This window comes from Pseudarthrobacter sp. NBSH8 (assembly GCF_014217545.1).
Taxonomy (GTDB): Bacteria; Actinomycetota; Actinomycetes; order Actinomycetales; family Micrococcaceae; genus Arthrobacter.
This window is the reverse complement of sequence record NZ_CP043178.1, coordinates 2,095,262-2,114,487: the sequence shown is the minus strand read 5'-3', so window position 1 is coordinate 2,114,487 and position 19,226 is coordinate 2,095,262. Positions and strand designations below refer to the sequence as shown.

19 protein-coding genes are annotated in these 19,226 nt (G+C 64.2%); 2 read left to right on the top strand and 17 right to left on the bottom strand.

Annotated features, from left to right (window positions below):
* Positions 1-19 precede the first annotated feature (19 nt).
* From tatC to FYJ92_RS09685, 15 genes are all read right to left on the bottom strand, one after another.
* Positions 20-814, bottom strand: a complete 795-nt coding sequence (tatC, locus tag FYJ92_RS09755; RefSeq protein ID WP_185260560.1) for a twin-arginine translocase subunit TatC — start codon at positions 812-814, stop codon at positions 20-22.
* A 48-nt stretch (positions 815-862) separates the two neighbouring features.
* The gene (tatA, locus tag FYJ92_RS09750) at positions 863-1,147 is read right to left on the bottom strand and encodes a Sec-independent protein translocase subunit TatA (RefSeq protein WP_185260559.1); all 285 of its coding nucleotides are present in this window, start codon (positions 1,145-1,147) and stop codon (positions 863-865) included.
* A 32-nt stretch (positions 1,148-1,179) separates the two neighbouring features.
* Positions 1,180-1,533, bottom strand: a complete 354-nt coding sequence (locus FYJ92_RS09745; RefSeq protein ID WP_185260558.1) for a hypothetical protein — start codon at positions 1,531-1,533, stop codon at positions 1,180-1,182.
* 10 nt (positions 1,534-1,543) lie between these two features.
* Positions 1,544-3,529, bottom strand: a complete 1,986-nt coding sequence (locus FYJ92_RS09740) for a YafY family protein (protein WP_185260557.1) — start codon at positions 3,527-3,529, stop codon at positions 1,544-1,546.
* Positions 3,530-3,633: 104 nt separating this feature from the next.
* Complete coding sequence (locus FYJ92_RS09735; RefSeq protein ID WP_185260556.1) at positions 3,634-4,029, bottom strand: FKBP-type peptidyl-prolyl cis-trans isomerase; 396 nt, start codon at positions 4,027-4,029, stop codon at positions 3,634-3,636.
* Between the two features lie 41 nt (positions 4,030-4,070).
* Entirely contained in the window at positions 4,071-5,012 is a 942-nt protein-coding gene (locus FYJ92_RS09730) for an FKBP-type peptidyl-prolyl cis-trans isomerase (protein WP_185260555.1), read from the bottom strand.
* A gap of 110 nt (positions 5,013-5,122) precedes the next feature.
* Positions 5,123-6,487 carry a Pup--protein ligase gene (gene pafA / locus FYJ92_RS09725; RefSeq protein WP_185260554.1) on the bottom strand — a complete coding sequence of 455 codons (1,365 nt, stop codon included), beginning with the start codon at positions 6,485-6,487 and terminating at the stop codon, positions 5,123-5,125.
* A 1-nt stretch (position 6,488) separates the two neighbouring features.
* Positions 6,489-7,220: a proteasome subunit alpha gene (gene prcA, locus FYJ92_RS09720; RefSeq protein WP_185260553.1), complete on the bottom strand. Its 732-nt coding sequence runs from the start codon at positions 7,218-7,220 to the stop codon at positions 6,489-6,491.
* Between the two features lies 1 nt (position 7,221).
* On the bottom strand, positions 7,222-8,040 hold the full coding sequence (gene prcB, locus FYJ92_RS09715) for a proteasome subunit beta (protein ID WP_185260552.1): 819 nt from the start codon (positions 8,038-8,040) through the stop codon (positions 7,222-7,224).
* 82 nt (positions 8,041-8,122) lie between these two features.
* Positions 8,123-8,326, bottom strand: a complete 204-nt coding sequence (locus FYJ92_RS09710; protein ID WP_056339984.1) for a ubiquitin-like protein Pup — start codon at positions 8,324-8,326, stop codon at positions 8,123-8,125.
* Between the two features lie 85 nt (positions 8,327-8,411).
* The gene (gene dop / locus FYJ92_RS09705) at positions 8,412-10,031 is read right to left on the bottom strand and encodes a depupylase/deamidase Dop (RefSeq protein ID WP_185263754.1); all 1,620 of its coding nucleotides are present in this window, start codon (positions 10,029-10,031) and stop codon (positions 8,412-8,414) included.
* 50 nt (positions 10,032-10,081) lie between these two features.
* Positions 10,082-11,833, bottom strand: coding sequence for a proteasome ATPase (gene arc / locus FYJ92_RS09700; protein WP_185260551.1), 1,752 nt, complete (start codon positions 11,831-11,833; stop codon positions 10,082-10,084).
* A gap of 83 nt (positions 11,834-11,916) precedes the next feature.
* Positions 11,917-12,978 (bottom strand): tRNA (adenine-N1)-methyltransferase, encoded by a 1,062-nt coding sequence (locus tag FYJ92_RS09695; protein ID WP_255482005.1) that lies wholly within the window; start codon positions 12,976-12,978, stop codon positions 11,917-11,919.
* Positions 12,979-13,092: 114 nt separating this feature from the next.
* Positions 13,093-14,259, bottom strand: coding sequence for a site-2 protease family protein (locus FYJ92_RS09690; protein WP_185260550.1), 1,167 nt, complete (start codon positions 14,257-14,259; stop codon positions 13,093-13,095).
* A complete protein-coding gene (locus FYJ92_RS09685) occupies positions 14,256-14,993 on the bottom strand; it encodes an HAD family phosphatase (protein ID WP_185260549.1) in 738 nt (245 codons plus the stop codon). Before FYJ92_RS09685 ends, FYJ92_RS09690 begins: the two co-directional genes overlap by 4 nt.
* A 150-nt stretch (positions 14,994-15,143) precedes the next feature.
* On the opposite strand from FYJ92_RS09685, the gene FYJ92_RS09680 reads away from it, so the two are divergent.
* The gene (locus FYJ92_RS09680; protein ID WP_185260548.1) at positions 15,144-16,049 is read left to right on the top strand and encodes a PAC2 family protein; all 906 of its coding nucleotides are present in this window, start codon (positions 15,144-15,146) and stop codon (positions 16,047-16,049) included.
* On the opposite strand, the gene mshC is transcribed toward FYJ92_RS09680, so the two are convergent.
* Positions 16,046-17,323: a cysteine--1-D-myo-inosityl 2-amino-2-deoxy-alpha-D-glucopyranoside ligase gene (gene mshC, locus FYJ92_RS09675; RefSeq protein ID WP_185260547.1), complete on the bottom strand. Its 1,278-nt coding sequence runs from the start codon at positions 17,321-17,323 to the stop codon at positions 16,046-16,048. The genes FYJ92_RS09680 and mshC overlap by 4 nt on opposite strands.
* 15 nt (positions 17,324-17,338) lie before the next feature.
* Positions 17,339-18,172, bottom strand: a complete 834-nt coding sequence (locus FYJ92_RS09670) for an undecaprenyl-diphosphate phosphatase (RefSeq protein WP_185260546.1) — start codon at positions 18,170-18,172, stop codon at positions 17,339-17,341.
* Between the two features lie 50 nt (positions 18,173-18,222).
* On the opposite strand from FYJ92_RS09670, the gene FYJ92_RS09665 reads away from it, so the two are divergent.
* Positions 18,223-19,158: an aldo/keto reductase gene (locus tag FYJ92_RS09665; protein WP_185260545.1), complete on the top strand. Its 936-nt coding sequence runs from the start codon at positions 18,223-18,225 to the stop codon at positions 19,156-19,158.
* Positions 19,159-19,226: the final 68 nt, after the last annotated feature.

Here is a 19,226-nt window from a genome sequence, read left to right as displayed (position 1 = left end):
AAGCCTAGTGCGCCGCGCGCTACAGGTTCTTCAGTTCGTTGCCGGGCGTAGCGATGTCGGCTGTCGCGTCCGTCTCAGCAGCCTGTTTCGCCACGCGCTTGTCACGGCGATTGTCGTTGAAGATGCAGAGCCCGATCGCCGCGAAAAACAGAATCAACAGCGGCGCAGCAAGCAGGAACATGGACAGCGCGTCCGTGCCGGGTGCGGCCAGTGCAGCAAGGACAAAAACCAGGAAGACGATAATCCGCCAGGCTTTGAGGATGGTCCTGCCCCTGACCACGCCAGCCATGTTGATGCCGACCAGGATCACGGGGACCAGGAAAGAGATCCCGAGTATGAGCAACATCTGCGTGGCAAACGTCAGGTAGTCGGTGGCCGAGATGTTGTTGGCACCGGTCGCGGGTGTGAACTGGAGGAGCGCCCTGACCACGGTGGGGAACACGAGCCAGGCGACAAACACACCAGCCAGGAACAGGGGCACAGCGGCCGCCATAAAGCCGAGCGTGTAGCCGCGTTCCTTCTTGGTCAGACCCGGCGTGATAAAAGCCCACACCTGATAGATCCAGACAGGACTGGAGATAACCAGCCCTATCTGGATGGCAATCTGGATCTTGAACGCAAAAGGATCTGCGATGGTCGCAAAGTTCAGGACCGCGGTCCGCCCCGTATCCCGGGCAATGGAAACCAGCGGGTCCGACAGGCTGGCGACAACAGGGTCGTAAAGGAACCAGCCACCCACGCCGGCGAGCAGCACGGCGATGGCCGATTTGATCAGCCGGTTCTTGAGCTCCTTGAGGTGGTCCCAAAGAGCCATCCGCCCCTCAGGGTTGGACTTACGGCCCCGCGTCACAGCCACTTCGGGTTAAGCGCGGGTCGACGGCGGAACGTCAGTGCCGTCGGTCGGCTCACCGGGCTTCGCCGGCGGGTGGTTGATGATTTTGCCTTCCACCGGGCCGGAAGCCGTGTCGGTGATGTCGGTAGTATCGGTTTTGCCGTCGTTCTTCATTTCCTTGACCTCGGACTTGATGATCCGCATTGACTGGCCAAGGCTGCGCGCCATGGCAGGGAGTTTGGGCGCGGCGAAAAGCAGCAGCGCAACGACGATGATAATGACAATTGGCCACGGGCCATCAAAGAGTCTTCCCACGGGAAATCCTTTCCTCTTACAACATCCTACGTCTAACTGAGATTGAGATCGCGAAGTGACTGGGGCTGGCCCCGGTCGCGCCTCCGCTGGATCCGCCTCTGGCGGCGGTCCTCCCGGCGGGATGACTTGGACGCGTCGTAATCATGACGCATCTGCGCCGGTGAGGCAAAAACAGCCGCACCCGGCTGAACCGATTCTGCCGGCCGTAAGCCGTCATCTGCCGTGGTCGCTGCCGGTGCCAGATGCGACACTTTGGTTCCGACGGCCCCCAGATCTTTCATGACCAACATGAACTGGCGGTAGATCCGGATGCCCAGAAGGACATAAAAGAGCAGGGAGAGCGCAATCAGCGCAATCCAGATCAGGATCCAGGACCACCAAGGCATGCTGACGAGTCTAGCCGCCGTACCGGGCCAGGGCCGCCTCGATCCACTCCAGCGCCGCCGCCCCAAGCTCGGAAGGTTCAAGAATCCTGGCGGCACCGCCGTGCTGGGCCACGAACATGGGCAGCCAGGCCGTGCTGCCGAACCGTATCTCGGCAACAAGGCCGCCGCCGGGAAGAGGTGCCACACGTTCGGCGTAATAGTCGTCCGCCAGGCCGGCGCCCTGCCTGGTGAGCTGAACGAGGATGGTGGTGTCGTCGTCATTGGGGGTGAACAGCTTGGCCGGGAAGCTTTCCCCGGCCCGGACCTGTGTGGATGCGGAACGTCCGTTCGGGTGGACCGCCTGGACCCTGTCCAGCCTGAAGTTCCGCAGCCCCTGGGCCGCATGGCAGTACGCCTCGAAGTACCAGGTGTTATCCAGGGAATACAGACGGAGCGGGTCCACGTCACGTTCTGAAACCTGGTCGCGCTGGGCGGAAAAGTACACGAGCCGCAGCTGCGACCGCTCCTGGATGGCCCCACGGACAACGTCGAGGACGGCCGAATCAGCGGGCCCAACCTCCGGACCGGCAAGCGAACCTGCCCGGAGCCCTTCTTCGCCGGCCGCTGCCATCAGCTTGAGGGTCACGGACTCCAGTGCGCTGCCCTCGGCAAGTTCGGGAAGCCCGTTGAGCGTCTCAAGCCCGGTCAGCAGCGCACAGGCCTCGTCCACGGTAAACCGGACCGGTCTCTTGAGATCCAGGTCCTGGGTGATGTAAACGTGGCCCTCTTCCCAATGGATGTCCAGGAGGTCGTCCGGGTATCCCTCTGGAAGTCCGGAGCAGATGAGGATCCGTAGGTCGCTTTCCAGCTCCCCGGGCGTGACATCAAAGCGGGCCGCCACATCCTTGATGTGGAGGCCCTGGTTGTGGACCAGGAACGGAACCAGCTGCAGCATGCGCTTGAGCTGATCCTCAGAGGTTCGTTTGCGGACGGCGCGGCCCCGCGGTGCATCGGTAAACAGATAGACAGGGCTGGGAGCGGCACAGAAAGCGGCCGCGCTGCGCAGCCGGTGACGCACAGCAGCCACGAGCTCGTCGGGAGCATGTGCCACAGCGTCGGGGCCATAGGAGGCAAGCTCCTCGGCCAGTACCTCAACGTCCCTGAAGTTGACCTTCAGACGTTCGTAGCCGGCGTCGGGCGTTCCCGCACTCCCGGCGGGAACCGGCATGGTGCGCCGGCGCAGGCCAAGGAGGCGGCCCTCCCGGACATCCACGACGGCGGTCCGGAGCGGGAGTTCCGGAAGCCGGTCCAGTTCTGCACGGACATTGAAGTTCGGGGGCGCCGAGTAAGATTCCTTCTCCAACACCGTGACGGGGCCCGTGAACCGGGAAAGCCTGAAGTGGCGTGGTGCCTGGCGTGAGCGATCGTAGCCGGTCAGATACCACTGGCCAAAGCGGCTGCCGAGACCCCACGGCTCCACCATCCGTTGCTCTTCCTTACCGGTGGAACCTGCCAGGTAGGGGAAGCTGACGGGGTGCTGGGCGTGCATGGCCGCCACCACGTCATCAAAGGCCTGGCCCGCCGGCCGGATCCGCGGCTGCACGCCAACGGGAAGTTCGACGTCGGACAGGGTGCCGGAGGCCTGGAGCTTGCGGAGGGCGTTGGCAGCGGCGGTGCCAAGGGCGGCACGCTCCCACAGCTGGGACGCCAGCAGGAGGACGGTCCATTCCCCCGGGCTGAGCTGCACATCGGGCAGCCGGTTCGATTCCTTGCCGATGCGGTAGCGGGTGGTGGCCGGGTCATCTTCGCTCCAGCCGTGGTCCGTCACGGTTTCCACATCGAAGCCGAACTGACGGAGGTCATTCTTGTCCCGCTCAAACATCCTGCCGAAGGCCACGTCGTTGCCGGACGTGTCGTGGTAGACCTTCGCCCGCAACTCTGCACGGCGCAGGCCGTATTTTGTGTTCAGGAGGGCGATCAGGAGATTCAGCAGGCGTTCAGTACGGGAGACGGACACGCTGGCTACGTTACTAAACTCCTCCGTGGAAAGCAGAAAGCGCGGCAACAACGGGAAACAGAACCCTGATTGTTACCGCGCCTTCCGGCCCTGCAAAGCTTCGGTCAGCGGACGCCCACGAGGTCCACCACGAAGATCAGCGCTTCGTTGGGGCCGATGGCTCCGCCGGCGCCGCGGGAGCCGTATGCCAGTTCGGAAGGAATCTCCAGGCGACGGCGGCCGCCCACCTTCATGCCCAGCAGGCCCTGGTCCCAGCCCTGGATGACCTGGCCCACGCCCACGCGGAAGTCAAGCGGGGTGCCGCGGCCCCAGGAAGCGTCAAATTCTTCGCCGGTGGACCAGGCCACGCCGACGTAGTGGGTGGAAACGGTGTCGCCCTTTTTGGCCTCGGCACCGTCACCGTCGATGAGGTCGGTAATGACCAGTTCGGTGGGGACATCGCCTTGCGGGAAGTCAATTTCCGGCTTCTGGCGGTCGAAATCGCGCTGACCAAATGACATGGTTGCTCCTTTGATTAATGGGGTGGGTGATGTGTTGCTGTTTACTTGACGCCGAGGATGTCCACAACGAAGACAAGGTCGCCCTTGGCTTCGCCCTGGCCGGCATCACCGTAGGCGAGGTCCTTGGGAACCACCAGGAGGACCCGGGAGCCCACCGTCTTTCCGGCCAGTCCCTGGGTCCAGCCCGGAATCACTCCGGTCAACGGGAAGCTGGCCGGTTCGCCGCGGTCAAAGCTTGAATCAAATTTAGTGCCGCCAACGAGGTTGACGCCAACGTAGTTGACGGTCAGCGTGTCCGTTTCCTTAACCGCAGCGCCGGCGCCCTTGATCAGGTCCTGGGACACGAGTGCAGCCGGCGCAGCTATTCCGTCAACGGCTATCTCCGGCACGCCCTGGTCGTTGTCCTTTACGGTCGGCAGGCCGGCTGACGGGGTGACCGCCTCGCCTTCGGGCTTTGCGAGCGGAGGAACAGACGGCGCGACATCCTTGGTGGAGAGCACCTTGATCAGGAGAAGCTGCGTTGGCTGGGCGGCGGCGCCTCCGGCGGTTGCGGCCTGGCCGGGGATGGCCAAGGCAAGGCTCGAGCCGACCTTGGAGCCAACAAACGCGCTGTAGATGACCGGGCTTCCGGTCTTCAGTTCCTCGTTCAGCTCCAGCGGTTCGGGCTCGCCGGGGAAAGTGTCCTCCAGCGTGGATCCATCAGCACCGCTGAGCGCGAGGATGGAGATGTTTGCGACCTGGTTCTCTTTGACCCGGTCGCCGTCGCCTTCGGTGACCACCTTGATAGTGGGTTCGGTGACCTCGAGGGGCTTGGAGAACTCGACACCGGGAGCCTTCTTGTCCCCGTTGTCCGTCAGTTTCAGGGAGTCGAACTTGGCAGTGTCACCGGCAGACTGGCTGGTGGGTTCCGGTGCTGCGGGTGAACCGCCACAAGCGGTAAGCAGCAGCATGCCGGGGATCAGGATTGCTAGGAGTCGGCGCACGTAAGAGAACTTTCGTCGGGGCAGGGTGGACGCGGTGCCGGAATCAGGCGCTCGGCACCGCTTCAAGGCCAAGGAACGGCCCTATCAAGGATAGCCCGTGAACCTGAACGTCAGCCCATAGAGCCCAGAAGGGCATCCACCCGCTCATCGACGCTCCGGAAGGGATCCTTGCACAGGATGGTCTGGTGCGCGCGGTCGTTCAGTTTCAGGTGCACCCAGTCAACCGTGTAGTCCCTGCCCAGTTCCTGGGCGCGCCGGACGAAATCGCCCCGCAGCTTGGCCCGGGTGGATTGCGGCGGAACGTCCACGGCGTCTTTGATCAAAGTATCGTCCACGACCCGGCGAACCGCACCCCTGGACTGCAGGATGTAGTACAGGCCGCGGCTTCGGGAAATGTCATGGTACGTAAGATCCAGCTGGGCGATCCTGGGTGCGTCGAGCCCCAGGCCGTGCCGCTGCCGGTAGTTGTCCATCAGTTTTTTCTTGATGGCCCAGTCGATTTCCGTGTCAATGGTGCTGGTGTCACCACTTTCGATCGCGTTCAAGGTCCGTTGCCAAAGATCGAGGATGAACGGAACGTGCGGATTGTGGGCCCCGTGTTCCTGGACAAAGGCGGTGACCTTGGTGAGGTACTCCTGCTGGATCTCCAGCGCTGTGAGCTGGCGGCCGTTGGCCAGGCGGACCAGTGCCCTTCCACTGAGGTCGTGGGAAATCTCGCGGATGCTGCGGATGGGGTTTTCCATCCTCATGTCGCGCATGATCACCCCCGCCTCGATCATGCGCAGGATGAGGTCCACGGTTCCGACCTTGAGCAAGGCTGTGGTTTCGGACATGTTGGAGTCGCCCACAATGACATGGAGCCGGCGGAAGAACTCGGCGTCGGCGTGGGGTTCGTCTCGGGTATTGATGATGGGCCGTGAGCGGGTGGTGGCCGAGGATACGCCTTCCCAGATGTGGTCTGCCCGTTGGGAAAACGCATACGTGGCCCCGTGCGGAGTCTTCAGGATCTTTCCTGCCCCGGCGATCAGCTGGCGGGTCACCAGGAAGGGGATCAGGATCTCCGCGAGCCGGGAGAATTCGCCGCGACGCGGGATCAGGTAATTTTCATGGCTGCCGTAGGAGTTGCCAGCCGAATCGGTGTTGTTCTTGAACAGGTAGACCGTTCCGTTGAAACCTTCCGCGGCCAGCCTTGCCTGTGCCTCGTCAACGAGGTCGTCCAGGATCAGCTCGCCAGCGCGGTCGTGTGCGATGAGCTGTGCCAGGTCGTCGCATTCGGCCGTGGCGTACTCAGGGTGTGAGCCGACGTCGAGGTACAGCCGGGAACCGTTGGTCAGGAATACGTTGGATGACCGTCCCCAGCTGACCACCTTGCGGAACAGGTACCGGGCCACCTCTTCCGGGGCCAACGGCCTCGAATCGGGGCTCGAATACGAGATTCCGAACTCGGTCTCGATACCGAAGATCCTCTTGTCCATCTCAGTCCTCCTCAGCAAGCAGCGCCGTGATATCAGCATCGTTGAGCCGCCGGAAGGCCCTGCGGAAACCCCGGGAGGTCTCCGACTGCCTGTCCAGGACGGCAACTTCCACGGCCTTGGCAGGAAGGGTTCCTGCCGCTTCGCCCTGCTCAGCAGCCTGGTCGGCGCTGCTGGACAGGCCGCCGGTAGCCAGGCGGACAGCACCGGCGAACCTCAGGGATGGTCGCCAGCCCTCGGCGATGACCGCAGAGACACGCTCCGCCTGGCCGCCCATGACGATGAAGCCGTGCTCGTCAGCGATGGACCCGTCGAATGTGAGCCGGTAGAGGTGGTCAAGTTCCGGTGTGGGGCCAACTTCGGCGACCGCGAGTTCCACTTCAAAGGGTTTCTGTTCGGCGGTGAAAACGGCGCCGAGGCTTTGCGCATAGACGCTGGCGAGCCCCCGCGCTGTGACGTCCTCGCGGTCGTAGGAGTAACCACGGACATCCGCGTAGCGCACCCCGGCCTGGCGCAGGCTTTCGAATTCGTTGTACTTGCCTACGGCGGCAAAGGCGATTTTGTCGTAAATCTCGCCGATTTTGTGAAGTGAGGGCGAAGGATTTTCGGCGACCAGGGCGATGCCGTCCTGGCAGCTGATGACCACCACGGACCTGCCGCGGGCGATGCCTTTCCGTGCGAAGTCCGCACGGTCCTTCATCAGTTGTTCAGGCGAGACATAAAACTGCTGCGTCATCTCAGGCCTCCCGCCGCTCGGCGGACCGGGCTTCGATAATCCTGCCCGCCACTGCGGCGAGCTCGGATTCGGGGATACGCCGTGCGCCATCCCTGTTCACGGTGTACACCACCGGCCACAATTGGCGGACCGGATCCGGACCGCCAGTGGCGGAGTCGTCGTCGGCCGCGTCGTAAAGGGATTCGACCGCCACGAAGACTGCCTCGGCTTCGGCCAGGTTGGGCCGCCAGAGTTTCTTCAGCGCACCGCGCGCAAACACGGAGCCGGAGCCGACAGTGTGATGCTCGCGTTCCTCGTACCGGCCGCCGGTTACGTCGTAGGAGAAGAGCCGGCCCACGCCGGCAGTTGTGTCGAAGCCGGCGAACAGCGGCACCACGGCGAGTCCCTGCAGGGCCATCGGCAGGTTCCCCCGGATCATGGCACCGAGCCGGTTGGCTTTGCCGTCGAGGCTTAGCAGTGTCCCCTCGATCTTTTCGTAGTGCTCCAGCTCCACCTGGAAGAGCCTCGTGAGGTCAATGGCGATGCCGGCTGTACCGGCGATCCCCAGTACCGAATACCTGTCGGCGGGGAAAACTTTTTCGATGTGCCGGCTGGCTATGACGTTGCCCATGGTGGCCCGCCGGTCACCGGCCATCAGGACGCCGCCGGCATAACTCATCGCCACGATCGTGGTGGCATGGGGAACCTGCAATGGAGCTGCCCCCGCTGCAACAGGCATGGCCCGGTTGTACGGAAGCAGGTCCGGCCGGTCGCGCTGCAGATGCTCGGTGAATGAGGATGTCGCGTTGCCGGCTACCTGGTTGGCGGTTGTTTCCTGCACTGATGCACTCCTTGTACGTGGTCCCTCAACGTCGGTACAGATTCGGGCCGGACGCGGCTTCCGCCACACATCCGGTTCCGGGTTACTGGCCGCCCTTTTGGACGAAGGCGCGTACGAATTCCTCGGCGTTGGACTCCAGCACGCCGTCGATCTCATCAAGGAGGTCGTCGACGCCCTGCGTGGCAGCCGATGCCTGGGCTTCCGGGGCCGCCGGAGGTGCCTCGGGGATCTCGTCTTCGACCTGGCTGTCGTGTGATTGTGGCTTCTGCTGCTCCTGGCCTGCCATGGTGATCTCTCCTCCAAAAATCCTCGGATCCGGGTGGATCTGCTGATACGCCCATATTGCCACGCTGTCCGCCCGACGGCGCGGTTTACGCCGCAGGCGGAGCGGTGTTTTGCCCTAAAAGTTCGGCGAGGAACGGACCTGCCGTCCGGTGCCGCGCAAACAGCCCCCCCGTGAGGGCCTTCGTTCCGCGCAGGGGTTCCCGGGTTGGCACGCGCTGGAGCCGGCCGTAGCCCGGCACATCGAAGATGACCGAGTCCCAGCTGGCCCCCACCACGTCTTTGCCGAAGCTACTGATGCACTGTCCGCGGAAGAAAGCACGCGTGTCCGACGGCGGTTCGGTCATCGCTGCGGCAATGGCACCGTCGTCGACGACCCGCTGCATGCGGTTCCTGGCCAGGAACCGGTAGTACAGTCCCTTCTCCGGCCTGATGTCTGCCCACTGGAGGTCCACAAGGCCGAGCCTCGCGTCGCCCCAGGCAAGGTTGTCGCGGTTCCGGTAGCCGTCCAGGAGGGACAGTTTGGCCAGCCATTCCACGGATGTGGCCGCCGCGTTCCTGTCGGTATCGAGCTGGGTCAGTGTGGAAGCCCAGCGTTCCAGCACGTCATGCGTATGGCCGTCCCCGTCCACGGCATCCGAAACTCCGGTGTCCTGAGCCAGTTTCGCCGCCGCCTCGTGGTACATCCACTGCATGTCCAGGGCCGTCACGCGGCGCCCGTCCAGCAGCCTGAGTTTGGCTGTCAGCGACGTATCGTGGCTGATAGCCTGCAGGGCCGCGACGGGTTCGTGGACCTCCACCTTGGGCGCCAAACCGGCCTCGATCAGGCTCAGGACCATGGCCGTGGTGCCGAACTTGAGGTAGTTCGAGGATTGGCTAAGGTTGGCGTCGCCGATGATCACATGCAGGCGCCGGTATTTGTCGGCGGTGGCGTGCGGTTCATCCCGGGTATTGATGATGGGACGCCGGATGGTGGTTTCCAGGCCGACTTCGGCCTCGAAGAAATCCGCCCGCTGGCTGATCTGGTAACCGGGCGTGGAGCTGTCCTGCCCCAGGCCCACCCGCCCCGCGCCGCACATGATCTGTCGTGTGACGAAGAACGGTGTCAGCCCCCGCACGATGTCCCCGAAGGGCACCGAGCGCGGCATGAGGTAGTTCTCGTGGGAGCCGTAGGAGACGGACTTGTTGTCCGTGTTGTTTTTGTACAGGTTGACCGGGGGCAGCTCCGGATCCGCGGCCAGGCGACGGACGGCGGCCAGCGCTACGAGGTCCCCGGCCGCATCCCAGATCACCGCAGCGCGCGGGTTGGTCACCTCGGCACTGGAATACTCCGGATGGGCATGATCCACGTAGAGGCGGGCTCCGTTGCCCAGGACCATGTTCATTAGGAGACTGCCGGACTCGTCGTCGCCGTCCAGTTCCAATTCCTCACGGCCGTAGGCAAGCGCCACCGCTTCCGCGTCGAGGACCGGCGGCTGGTCGGTCAGCTGGCTGGGGTGGGCCGAGGCCCGTTCCAGGGTCCAACCGCGGGCGTCGTGGAGGGGCTCCTCGTCCGTGTAATCCCATCGGGTCTCTGCCCCTCCGGCCGCCCTTTGCCGCGTCACCTGCGCATAAGCCTGGACAACACGGGCGGACATCATGGTGGCGTTCGCTCCCGGCGCCGACGGGGCATGGATGCCGTATTCCGTTTCCGCCCCCATGACGCGCATGGCCCCGCCGGCCGGGAGCCCTCCCCCGCCGGCGCGTTCCGCGGAAGCCGTCACAGGTACTGTCCCGTGTTTGGCATCGTTTCGATGGACTTGCCGGGTTCCTGGCCGGCCTTACCCTGCACGATGGTGCGGATGTAGGTGATCCGCTCGCCCTTCTTGCCTGAGATCCTCGCCCAGTCGTCCGGGTTCGTGGTGTTGGGCATGTCCTCGTGCTCGCGGAACTCGTCCACCACGGCACGCAGCAGGTGCTCGATCCGAAGACCCTTCTGGTGCAAGGTCAGAAGATCCTTGATGGCGTACTTCTTGGCCCGGTCCACGACGTTCTGGACGACGGCACCTGAATTGAAGTCCTTGAAGTAGAGCATTTCGGTATCGCCGTTGGCGTAGGTGACTTCCAGGTACTCGTTGGATTTCTCCGTGGAGTACATGGCTTCAACCGTGCGCTGGACCATGGCGTCCACCGTTGCCTGCACGTCGCCACTGTGTTCGGCGAGGTCGGACTCGTGGAACGGCAGGTCCGTGGTGATGTACTTGTTGAAGATGTCCGCCGCGGCCTCTGCATCGGGGCGCTGGATCTTCACTTTCACGTCCAGCCGGCCGGGACGGAGGATGGCGGGGTCGATCATGTCCTCGCGGTTGGATGCACCGATCACTATGACGTTGTCCAGCCGCTCCACGCCGTCGATCTCACTCAACAGCTGCGGGACGATGGTGGTCTCGACGTCAGAGGAGATCCCGGTTCCGCGCGTACGGAACAGCGAATCCATTTCATCAAAGAAAACCACCACTGGGCTGCCGTCTGAGGCCTTCTCACGAGCCCGGGCGAAGATCAGCCGGATGTGCCGCTCCGTCTCGCCCACGTACTTGTCCAGAAGCTCCGGACCCTTGATGTTGAGGAAATAGCTCTTCAGGTCCACATTGCCGGACCGCTCCGCCGCACGGGCGGCAAGCGAGTTGGCTACAGCCTTCGCGATCAGGGTCTTGCCGCACCCTGGCGGGCCGTACAACAGAATGCCCTTCGGGGCTTTCAGCCCATGCTCCCGGTAGAGGTCAGGGTGCAGGAACGGCAGTTCCACGGCATCCCGGATCTGCTCGATCTGCGGACCAAGGCCGCCGATGTCTTCGTAGGTGATATCGGGGACTTCTTCGAGGACCAGGTTTTCCACTTCGGAGCGGGGGACTTTTTCGAGTGCGTAGCCAGTACGGGAATCGATGGACAGTGCGTCCCCCACCCTGAGCTTTTCGGTGAGCAGGGCTCCGGAGAGCCTGATGACGCGTTCCTCGTCGGCCCGCCCCACCACCAGCGCGCGGTCCGTTCCGAGCATTTCCTTCAGTGTGGCGAGTTCACCGGCGCGTTCGTAGCCGAGGCCGGCAACAATAAGCAGTGCCTCGTTGAGCAGGACTTCCTGGCCCACCGCCAGCTGGTTGATGTTGACCAGGGGGCTGATGCCCACCCGCATCTTCCGGCCGGCGTTGAAAATATCCACCGATTCCTCGGTGGCAGCCTGGCCGCTGCTGCCCAGTGACGGCAGCCGTCTGGGATTGAGATGGAGCACTGTACCGAAGCTGTACGGAGGCTGGCCCTCCTGGTCCAGGGCATTTTTCAGCCGCAGAATCTCGGCTTTGGCCGCTTCGAGCATGCTGACCAGCTTGGCGTTGTTCTGCGTGGCGGCCGCCAGCTGCCGATCAATGTGCCTGAGTTTGTCGCGGAGGACATTGGCCTGCCGTTCCGCAGCCGACAGTTCGTTGGCGGCCGACTGCTCCGCCGGTGTACGTCCGGAGTCCTGACTCGGCGTCTCCATGGTGCATCAGCCCCTTCATGCTCGTCTTCTTAAGACCTTAGCCCCAAGTTGGCGGGTACCGTTGGAGACTCCCGAAATGTGGACTAGTTCGTGATCTCCGGTTCGTCCTTGACGTTGGTGCCGGCAATGGCATCCCTCGCGGCGCGACGGAGCTTCTTGTCGGAGACCAGGCGTTCGCCGACGGCACCGGGTGTCCAGGCGTTGACGTCTTCTTCGTTGAACCCGGTCTTCGAGGGGCGGCGCTTGACGGAGATGCCGGTGACGCCGTCGGCAAGCCTGCGGGTGACCAGCAGGAAGCCGGTGTGAGCCACCATGCGGTGGTCCGGACGGACGGCCAGGCCCTCAAGGTGCCAGCCGCGGACCATGGACTCCCAGGCGTCGGGTTCGGTGAAGCGGCCGTCAGCCCTGATGGCCTCGGCGGTCCGGGACAGCTGGGTGACCGTGGCCACGTAGTTGATCCAGACGCCGCCGGGTGCGAGAACAGTGGCAACGGCGTCGAGGCATTCCCAGGGTGCCAGCATGTCCAGCACTACCCGGTCCACGGAGGCGGGCGCCTCAGTGCGGACTACTTCCTCCTGGAAGTCACCGAGGGAGATCTTCCAGGCCGGGTGCGGGCCGCCAAAGATGGTTTCCACGTTCCCGCGGGCAATGTCCGCAAATTCCTCACGGCGTTCGAAGGAGTGCAGGTAGCCGTTGTCGCCAACGGCACGGAGCAGCGAAATGGACAGCGCGCCCGAGCCAACGCCGGCTTCAACAACCCTGGCGCCCGGGAAAATATCGGCCATGGTGACGATCTGGCCGGCGTCCTTCGGGTAGACCACTGCGGCGCCACGCGGCATGGACAGGACAAAATCCGAGAGGAGCGGGCGCAGTGTCTGGTACTGCTGGCCCACGTTGTTCACGACGACTGAGCCATCAGCTTTTCCGATGATCTCGTCGTGGTTCAGGAAGCCCCGGTGCGTGTGGAAGGCGCCGCCGCTTTCAAGGGTGATGGTGTTCATGCGGCCGCGCTCGTCAGTCAGCTGGACCCGTTCCCCTTCACGGAAAGGTCCGCGGCGGCGGGCAGCTCCCACCGGCTGGACGCCATTGGCGGCAACACCGGTGGTGGTTGGTGCTGGGGCTTCGGCGACAGATTCGCTGCTCATGGATTTTCCTCGCTCCTGTAAAACTGTGGGGCCACGCATCGAAACAGGTCCGCCCGGGTGCGGCGCAGGCCTCCGGGCGGCCACTCGGCGGCAATGCACGGCCGGCACGTAACTCTACCGGCTTTGACCCTGCGGATGCCTATTCGACCGGTCAGCCTTGCCGGTGATGGCTGCCACCACCACGTTCTGCGCCAGAAGGCCGGTGACCGTCCCATGAGGGTCCACCACTGCGTATTCGTGTCCGTCGAGCTGGGAAAGGTATTGGATAAGTTCCTGCCCCTGCGACGATTCAGGCACGTAGGCGCCCGCGGCGAGGGCATAGGACACGGCGGTGGCAGGCGTGGAGCCAGCCGCGTAGTCAGGAACAGCGGCGAGGGCGCCGGTGTCCACAACACCCTGCGGGCGTCCATCCGGGCCGCAGACCACAACGGCCCGGGACCTGTCCTGTGAGAGCCTACGGATGTCCTCGACGGTTGCGGTGGTTGCAATCCCGACGGCGGGCGCGGCCAGGGCAGCGGCGCTGACCAGGTGCATCCTTCCGCGCAGCGTGCCCTGCTGGATGGACGCGCTGGCACCCATCCACAGGAAGCCGCCGACGAGGACGGTGATCATCAGGAGGCTGAAATCGGGTGTCTCACCGGCCAGCAGAGGCCGGGCCACGAACCAGAAACCCAGCGCCACCACGATGACGCGGCCGGCCCAGCCGGCGGCGACGGTGCCTTTAGCCTGGCTCCCGGTTGCTTTCCACACCGCCGATTCCACGATCCTGCCGCCGTCCAGCGGGAGTCCGGGCAGGACATTGAAGATGCCGATGACAAAGTTGGCCCACATAAAGATGTTCGTGAGGATCTCTGCCACCGTGCCCATGCTGGTGGTGGAGAGGACCACCCAGGCACCGCCGGCGAGGACCAGATTGGCTGCCGGCCCTGCCAGGGCAACGATGACCGAGCGCGCAGGCGTCGCCGTGAAGTTCTCAAACTGGGTGTGGCCGCCCCAGAGATTCAACACGATCTTCTGCGTGGGCCAGCCGTAGATCTTGGCCGTGAGGGCGTGCGCCAGTTCGTGGACCAGGACGGAGATCAGGAGCAGCAGGGCGTAAGCGAACGCCATGTAGTAGGCGGAGATGCCCAGCACCGGATTCTGCTCCAGCAGCAGGGGCCCGTAGACAATGACGGTAAAGGCGGCGATCACAAACCATGAGTAGGCAAGAATGATCGGGATTCCGGCGATCCTGCCGAGCGGTATTCCTTCGCGGCGGGCGGGGGCGGGCGTGGAACTCATGACGGGCTCCCCATCACAGGAACGGCGGACCCGGCCGCGGCGGCGGCCAAGCTGTCCGCGGCGATGGTCTCCAGCTCGGAAACGGTCCGGCCGGCCAAGGATTCCCAAATGGTGTGCCTGGGATCTTCGGGGATCGGGACGATGTGCGGAATGGCCACAGTGGCGACGCCGGAGGCCACAGCAGCAGCCACTCCCGGCGCCGAATCCTCCAGTGCGACGCAGTGATCCACGGTCAGATCCGGATCCGCTTCCTGAAGCAGCTCCACTGCCTTCAGGTACGCTTCCGGGTGCGGTTTGCCCTGGGTTACCGTGTCCCCAGTGACCAGGAATTCGAAGTAGGGCTTGGGCAGGCTTTCCACAATTTCGCGGGCCAACGGCTCCTCCGACATGGTCACCAGCGCACACCGCACACCGGCGCGGTGCAGGTCATCCAGCAGTTCCCTGGCCCCGGGACGCCAGGGAACCGCGCGCTGGACGCTCCTGATGACCTCTGCGGTCAGCGTGTCGATAATCTCCCGGCGCTCCAGCCGGACGCCGGCCGCCTGCAGGATTCCGGCCGAAAACGTCAGTGACTGTCCCACGAGCTGCATGGCCTGCTCATGCGACCAGGTGCCGCCGTGGGCTTCCACAAGGGCGTGCTCGGCGGCAATCCAGTAGCGCTCCGTGTCCACTATGGTGCCGTCCATATCCCAAAGAACGGCTCGGAGCGGGGAAACGGGGGGTACGGGTCGCATGATCCCAGTCTAAGGGGCGCACCTGAACGCCAGCCGGTGGATACGCCCTCGGCGAATATTGGCATTTCCGTCAGGCGTACGCGCGCCCTGGCACACTTTCTGGCCCTTCATTCGATGCATCCCGCCGGTTCTTGGACGTAGGGTGATGGGATGAATAGCTTCGACGGAGACACCACGGAACCGGGTGCCGCACCTGAACCGGAGCAGTTCCTGCTGCCAGTGGCGGACGGGGAGCGCATTACTGTGATGCTGGCCGCATTTGAAGGCTGGAACGATGCAGGGGAAGCCGCGAGTGACTCGTTGCGCTACCTGAACCGGGTCTGGGGCGGCAAGAAGATCGCGTCCATTGATGCCGACGAATACTACGATTTTCAGTTCACCCGTCCCACGGTCCGCCGGAACGCTTCGGGGGAACGCAAGATCAAGTGGCCATCCACGCGGATCTACAAGGCCAGTGCGCCGGATTCGAATGTGGACGTCATTTTCGTGCAGGGCATCGAGCCGTCCTACAAGTGGCGGGCGTATACGGCCGAGCTGCTGGTCCACGCAGAAGCGCTGAAGGTGGACTACGTGGTCTTGGTGGGCGCCCTTCTGGCAGACGTTCCGCACAGCAGGCCGATTCCTGTCAGCACATCCTCGGACGATGCCGTGTTGCGGGAGCGACTCAACCTTGAAGCCTCCCAGTACGAGGGTCCCGTCGGCATCGTCGGAGTGCTGTCCGAAGTGTCGCTGCTGGCCGGCCTTCCCACCGTTTCCCTCTGGGCAGCCGTCCCACATTACGTGGCACAGGCCCCGTCACCCAAGGCGCAGCTGGCTCTCCTGCACCGGGTCGAGGAATTGATCCAGGTCCCGCTGGACACCCACGAACTGGCCGAGGAGGCCGCTGCGTGGGAACGTGGCGTCGATGAGCTGGCTACTGAGGACCCGGAGATCGCCGCCTACGTCCGGCAGCTGGAAGAGGCAAAAGATACTGCCGATCTTCCCGAGGCAAGCGGGGAATCCATCGCGCGGGAGTTCGAGCGCTACCTCAAGCGGCGTGGCCGGGACAAGCCCTAAAGCACGACGCCGAGCAGGGCGTCCAGCGCGTCAATGACCAGCGCCTGATCATGCTGGCTGCCCGCTGCCGAGGCGGAGTCCGCCGCGGCGGCCCAGCGGTCGACAGCTTCCAGGGCGGCCGGTGCGTTCAGGTCGGCGGCAAGGGCGGACCGCATCTCGGCGATCAGGCCGGACGCCGATGCTTCCGGCGCGGTGGCAAGTGCGCGGCGCCATGCGGCGAGCCGGTCCTTCGCAGCCTTAAAGCCGTCCGCGGTCCAGGACCAGTCTGAACGGTAATGGTGGGCCAGGATGGCCAACCGGATGGCGGCCGGATCTTCTCCTGCGGCCCGAAGTTTGGATACCAGGACCAGGTTGCCCTTGGACTTGCTCATCTTTTCGCCGTCCAGGCCCACCATGCCCGCGTGGGCATAGTGCTGGGCCAGCGGCATTTCGGCGAGGGAATATGCGTGACCGGCACCCATCTCGTGATGGGGGAAGATGAGGTCCGAGCCGCCGCCCTGGACAGTGAAGGGAGCCGGCAGGTAGCGCTGGGCGATGACCGTGCACTCGATGTGCCAGCCAGGCCTGCCCTGGCCCAGCTCGCCGCCGGGCCAGCTGGGCTCGCCGTCGCGGGCAACGCGCCAGAGCAGGGGGTCCAGCGCCTGCCGCTTGCCGGCCCTGCCTGGGTCGCCGCCGCGTTCGGCGAACAGTTCAAGCATTTCGGCTTCGCCGAGGTGGGAGATCGAGCCCAAGGTCCAGGCGTCGAGGGCGACCGTCTGCTTGCCGGCAGCTTCTACGTCGTAGTACACGTCGCCGTCGGGCTCCCCTGCGGTTCCGGGCACACGGTAGGCCAGCCCAAGGCGGACCAGCCGTTCGATGGCCGGAACAATGATGTCAACTGACTCAACGGCACCCACGTAGTGGTCCGGCGAGAGGACATTCAGGGCTTCCATGTCGGTCTGGAAGAGTTCAATCTGGCTCGCAGCCAGGTCCCGCCAGTCCACTCCGGTGGCAGTCGCGCGTTCCAGCAGGGGGTCGTCGACGTCGGTGACGTTCTGGACATAGGAAACCTGCTGGCCGGCGTCACGCCATGCCCTGTTCAACAGGTCAAAGGCCACGTAGCTGGCCGCATGGCCCATGTGGGTTGCGTCATAGGGAGTGATCCCGCAGACGTACATGGATTGCTCTCCCCCGGCCCGGAGTGTGACTTCACTCCCCTTTGCCGTGTCGAACAGCCGGATGGCAGGCATGGCGCCGGGCAGCGCAGGGACAGGGCGGGAGGTCCAGGATTTCACAGCCTAAGCCTACGGCTAGGCACTGATGACATTGAAACCGAGCAAAAGATACAGGGCCAGTCCCAGGAAGATCCGGTACCAGACGAAGAGCCGGTAGCTGCGGGTGGAAATGAACTTGAGGAACCATCCGATGATCACGTATCCCACCACCAGGGCGATGACGGTGGCCAGCGCCGTCTCCGGCAGGCCATACGGGCCGGTGATGCCATCCTTGGAGACCACTTTGTACAGCTGGTACAGGCCGCTGCCGAACACCGCCGGGATCGCCAGGAGGAACGAATACCGCGCGGCGGCTTCGCGTGTGTAGCCCATCAGGAGACCCGCGGTGATGGTGCCGCCGGATCGCGACACGCCCGGAATAAGCGCCAGCGCCTGGGCGAAGCCGTACAAAATGCCGTGCTTGTAGGTGAGCTGGGTGAGGTCGCGGTCCTGCTTTCCGATGGCGTCGGCCACGGCCAGGAAGAGCCCAAAGACGATCAGCATGGTGGCTACCAGCCACAGGCTTCTCAGTACCGACTCAATCTGGTCCTGGAACAGCAGACCCAGGACGATGATGGGGAGGCTGCCCAAAATCACCAGCCAGCCCATGCGGGCGTCCGGGTCCTGGCGTGAGACCTTTCCGGTCAGAGATCCCGCCCACGCCCTGACGATCCGCACGATGTCACGCCAGAAATAGATCACCACCGCCGTTTCAGTACCCAGTTGTGTGATGGCGGTAAACGCGGCCCCGGGATCGGATGCGTTGGGCAGGAACTGCCCCACAATCCGCAGGTGCGCGCTCGATGAAATCGGTAGAAATTCGGTCAGTCCCTGCACTAGGCCCAGCAGGGCCGCCTCAAACCAGTTCACGCTAAGACCCTACGTCATTGACCCCGTTGATTCCCCGTAAGCTTGCAGCTATGCAGCAGCGTTACGTCGGCAACAGTGGATTGCGAGTCTCCGCCCTTTCCCTCGGCACCATGTCCTGGTCCGGCGATACCGACGAACAGGACGCCGCGGAGATATTGCGGTCATTTATCGATGGTGGCGGAAAACTCATAGATACGGCGGCGTCATATGCCGATGGCCGCGCAGAGGCGATGATCGGATCCCTTCTCGGCGACGTTGTCTCCCGCACCGAAGTCTGCATTTCCACTAAAGCGGGGATGGCGACGTCGGACGGCCGTCGCACGGCGGACACGTCACGCAACGCGATGCTCTCCGGCCTGGACGCCAGCTTGGCGAGGCTTGGGACTGACTACGTGGATATTTGGTTTGCCCAGGCATGGGACGGCAACGTCCCGCTGGAGGAGACCCTGTCCGCGCTTGAATTCGCGCTCCGGAGCGGACGTGCCCGCTACGCGGGAATCTCCAACTTCAACGGGTGGCAAAGTGCCAAGGCAGCGGCGGTGGCCGGGTTTCCGCTCGTAGCCGCGCAGGCTGAATATTCACTCCTGCAGCGAAAGCCGGAAGCGGAACTGATTCCCGCAGTCGAAGATGCCGGCCTGGGGCTGATGGCCTGGGCGCCGCTGGGACGCGGCGTCCTGACTGGCAAGTACCGCGGCGCCATCCCCGGCGATTCCCGGGCGGCCAGGACAGACTCAGCACCCTACGTGGAGCCGTATCTTGAGGCGCAGCCGTCCAGCGTGGTGGAAGCCGTGGTCATGGCGGCCAAGGGCCTGGGCCGGACGCCGCTGGATGTTTCGCTGAGCTGGCTGTTGTCCCAGCATGGTGTGGCCACGGCCATCATCGGGCCCCGGACTCCCCTGCAGGCGAAAGAAATCGTGGCCGCGCAGCTGACCCGGCTGCCGCCGGAAATCGCCCGCGCCCTTGAGGACGTTTCCCTGCCAGGCTGAGTATCCCGCCCCCGGGCTGAGACTCCGACCAATGCCGGCAGCGTAAGGACGCTTCCCGCGGCGGCGTG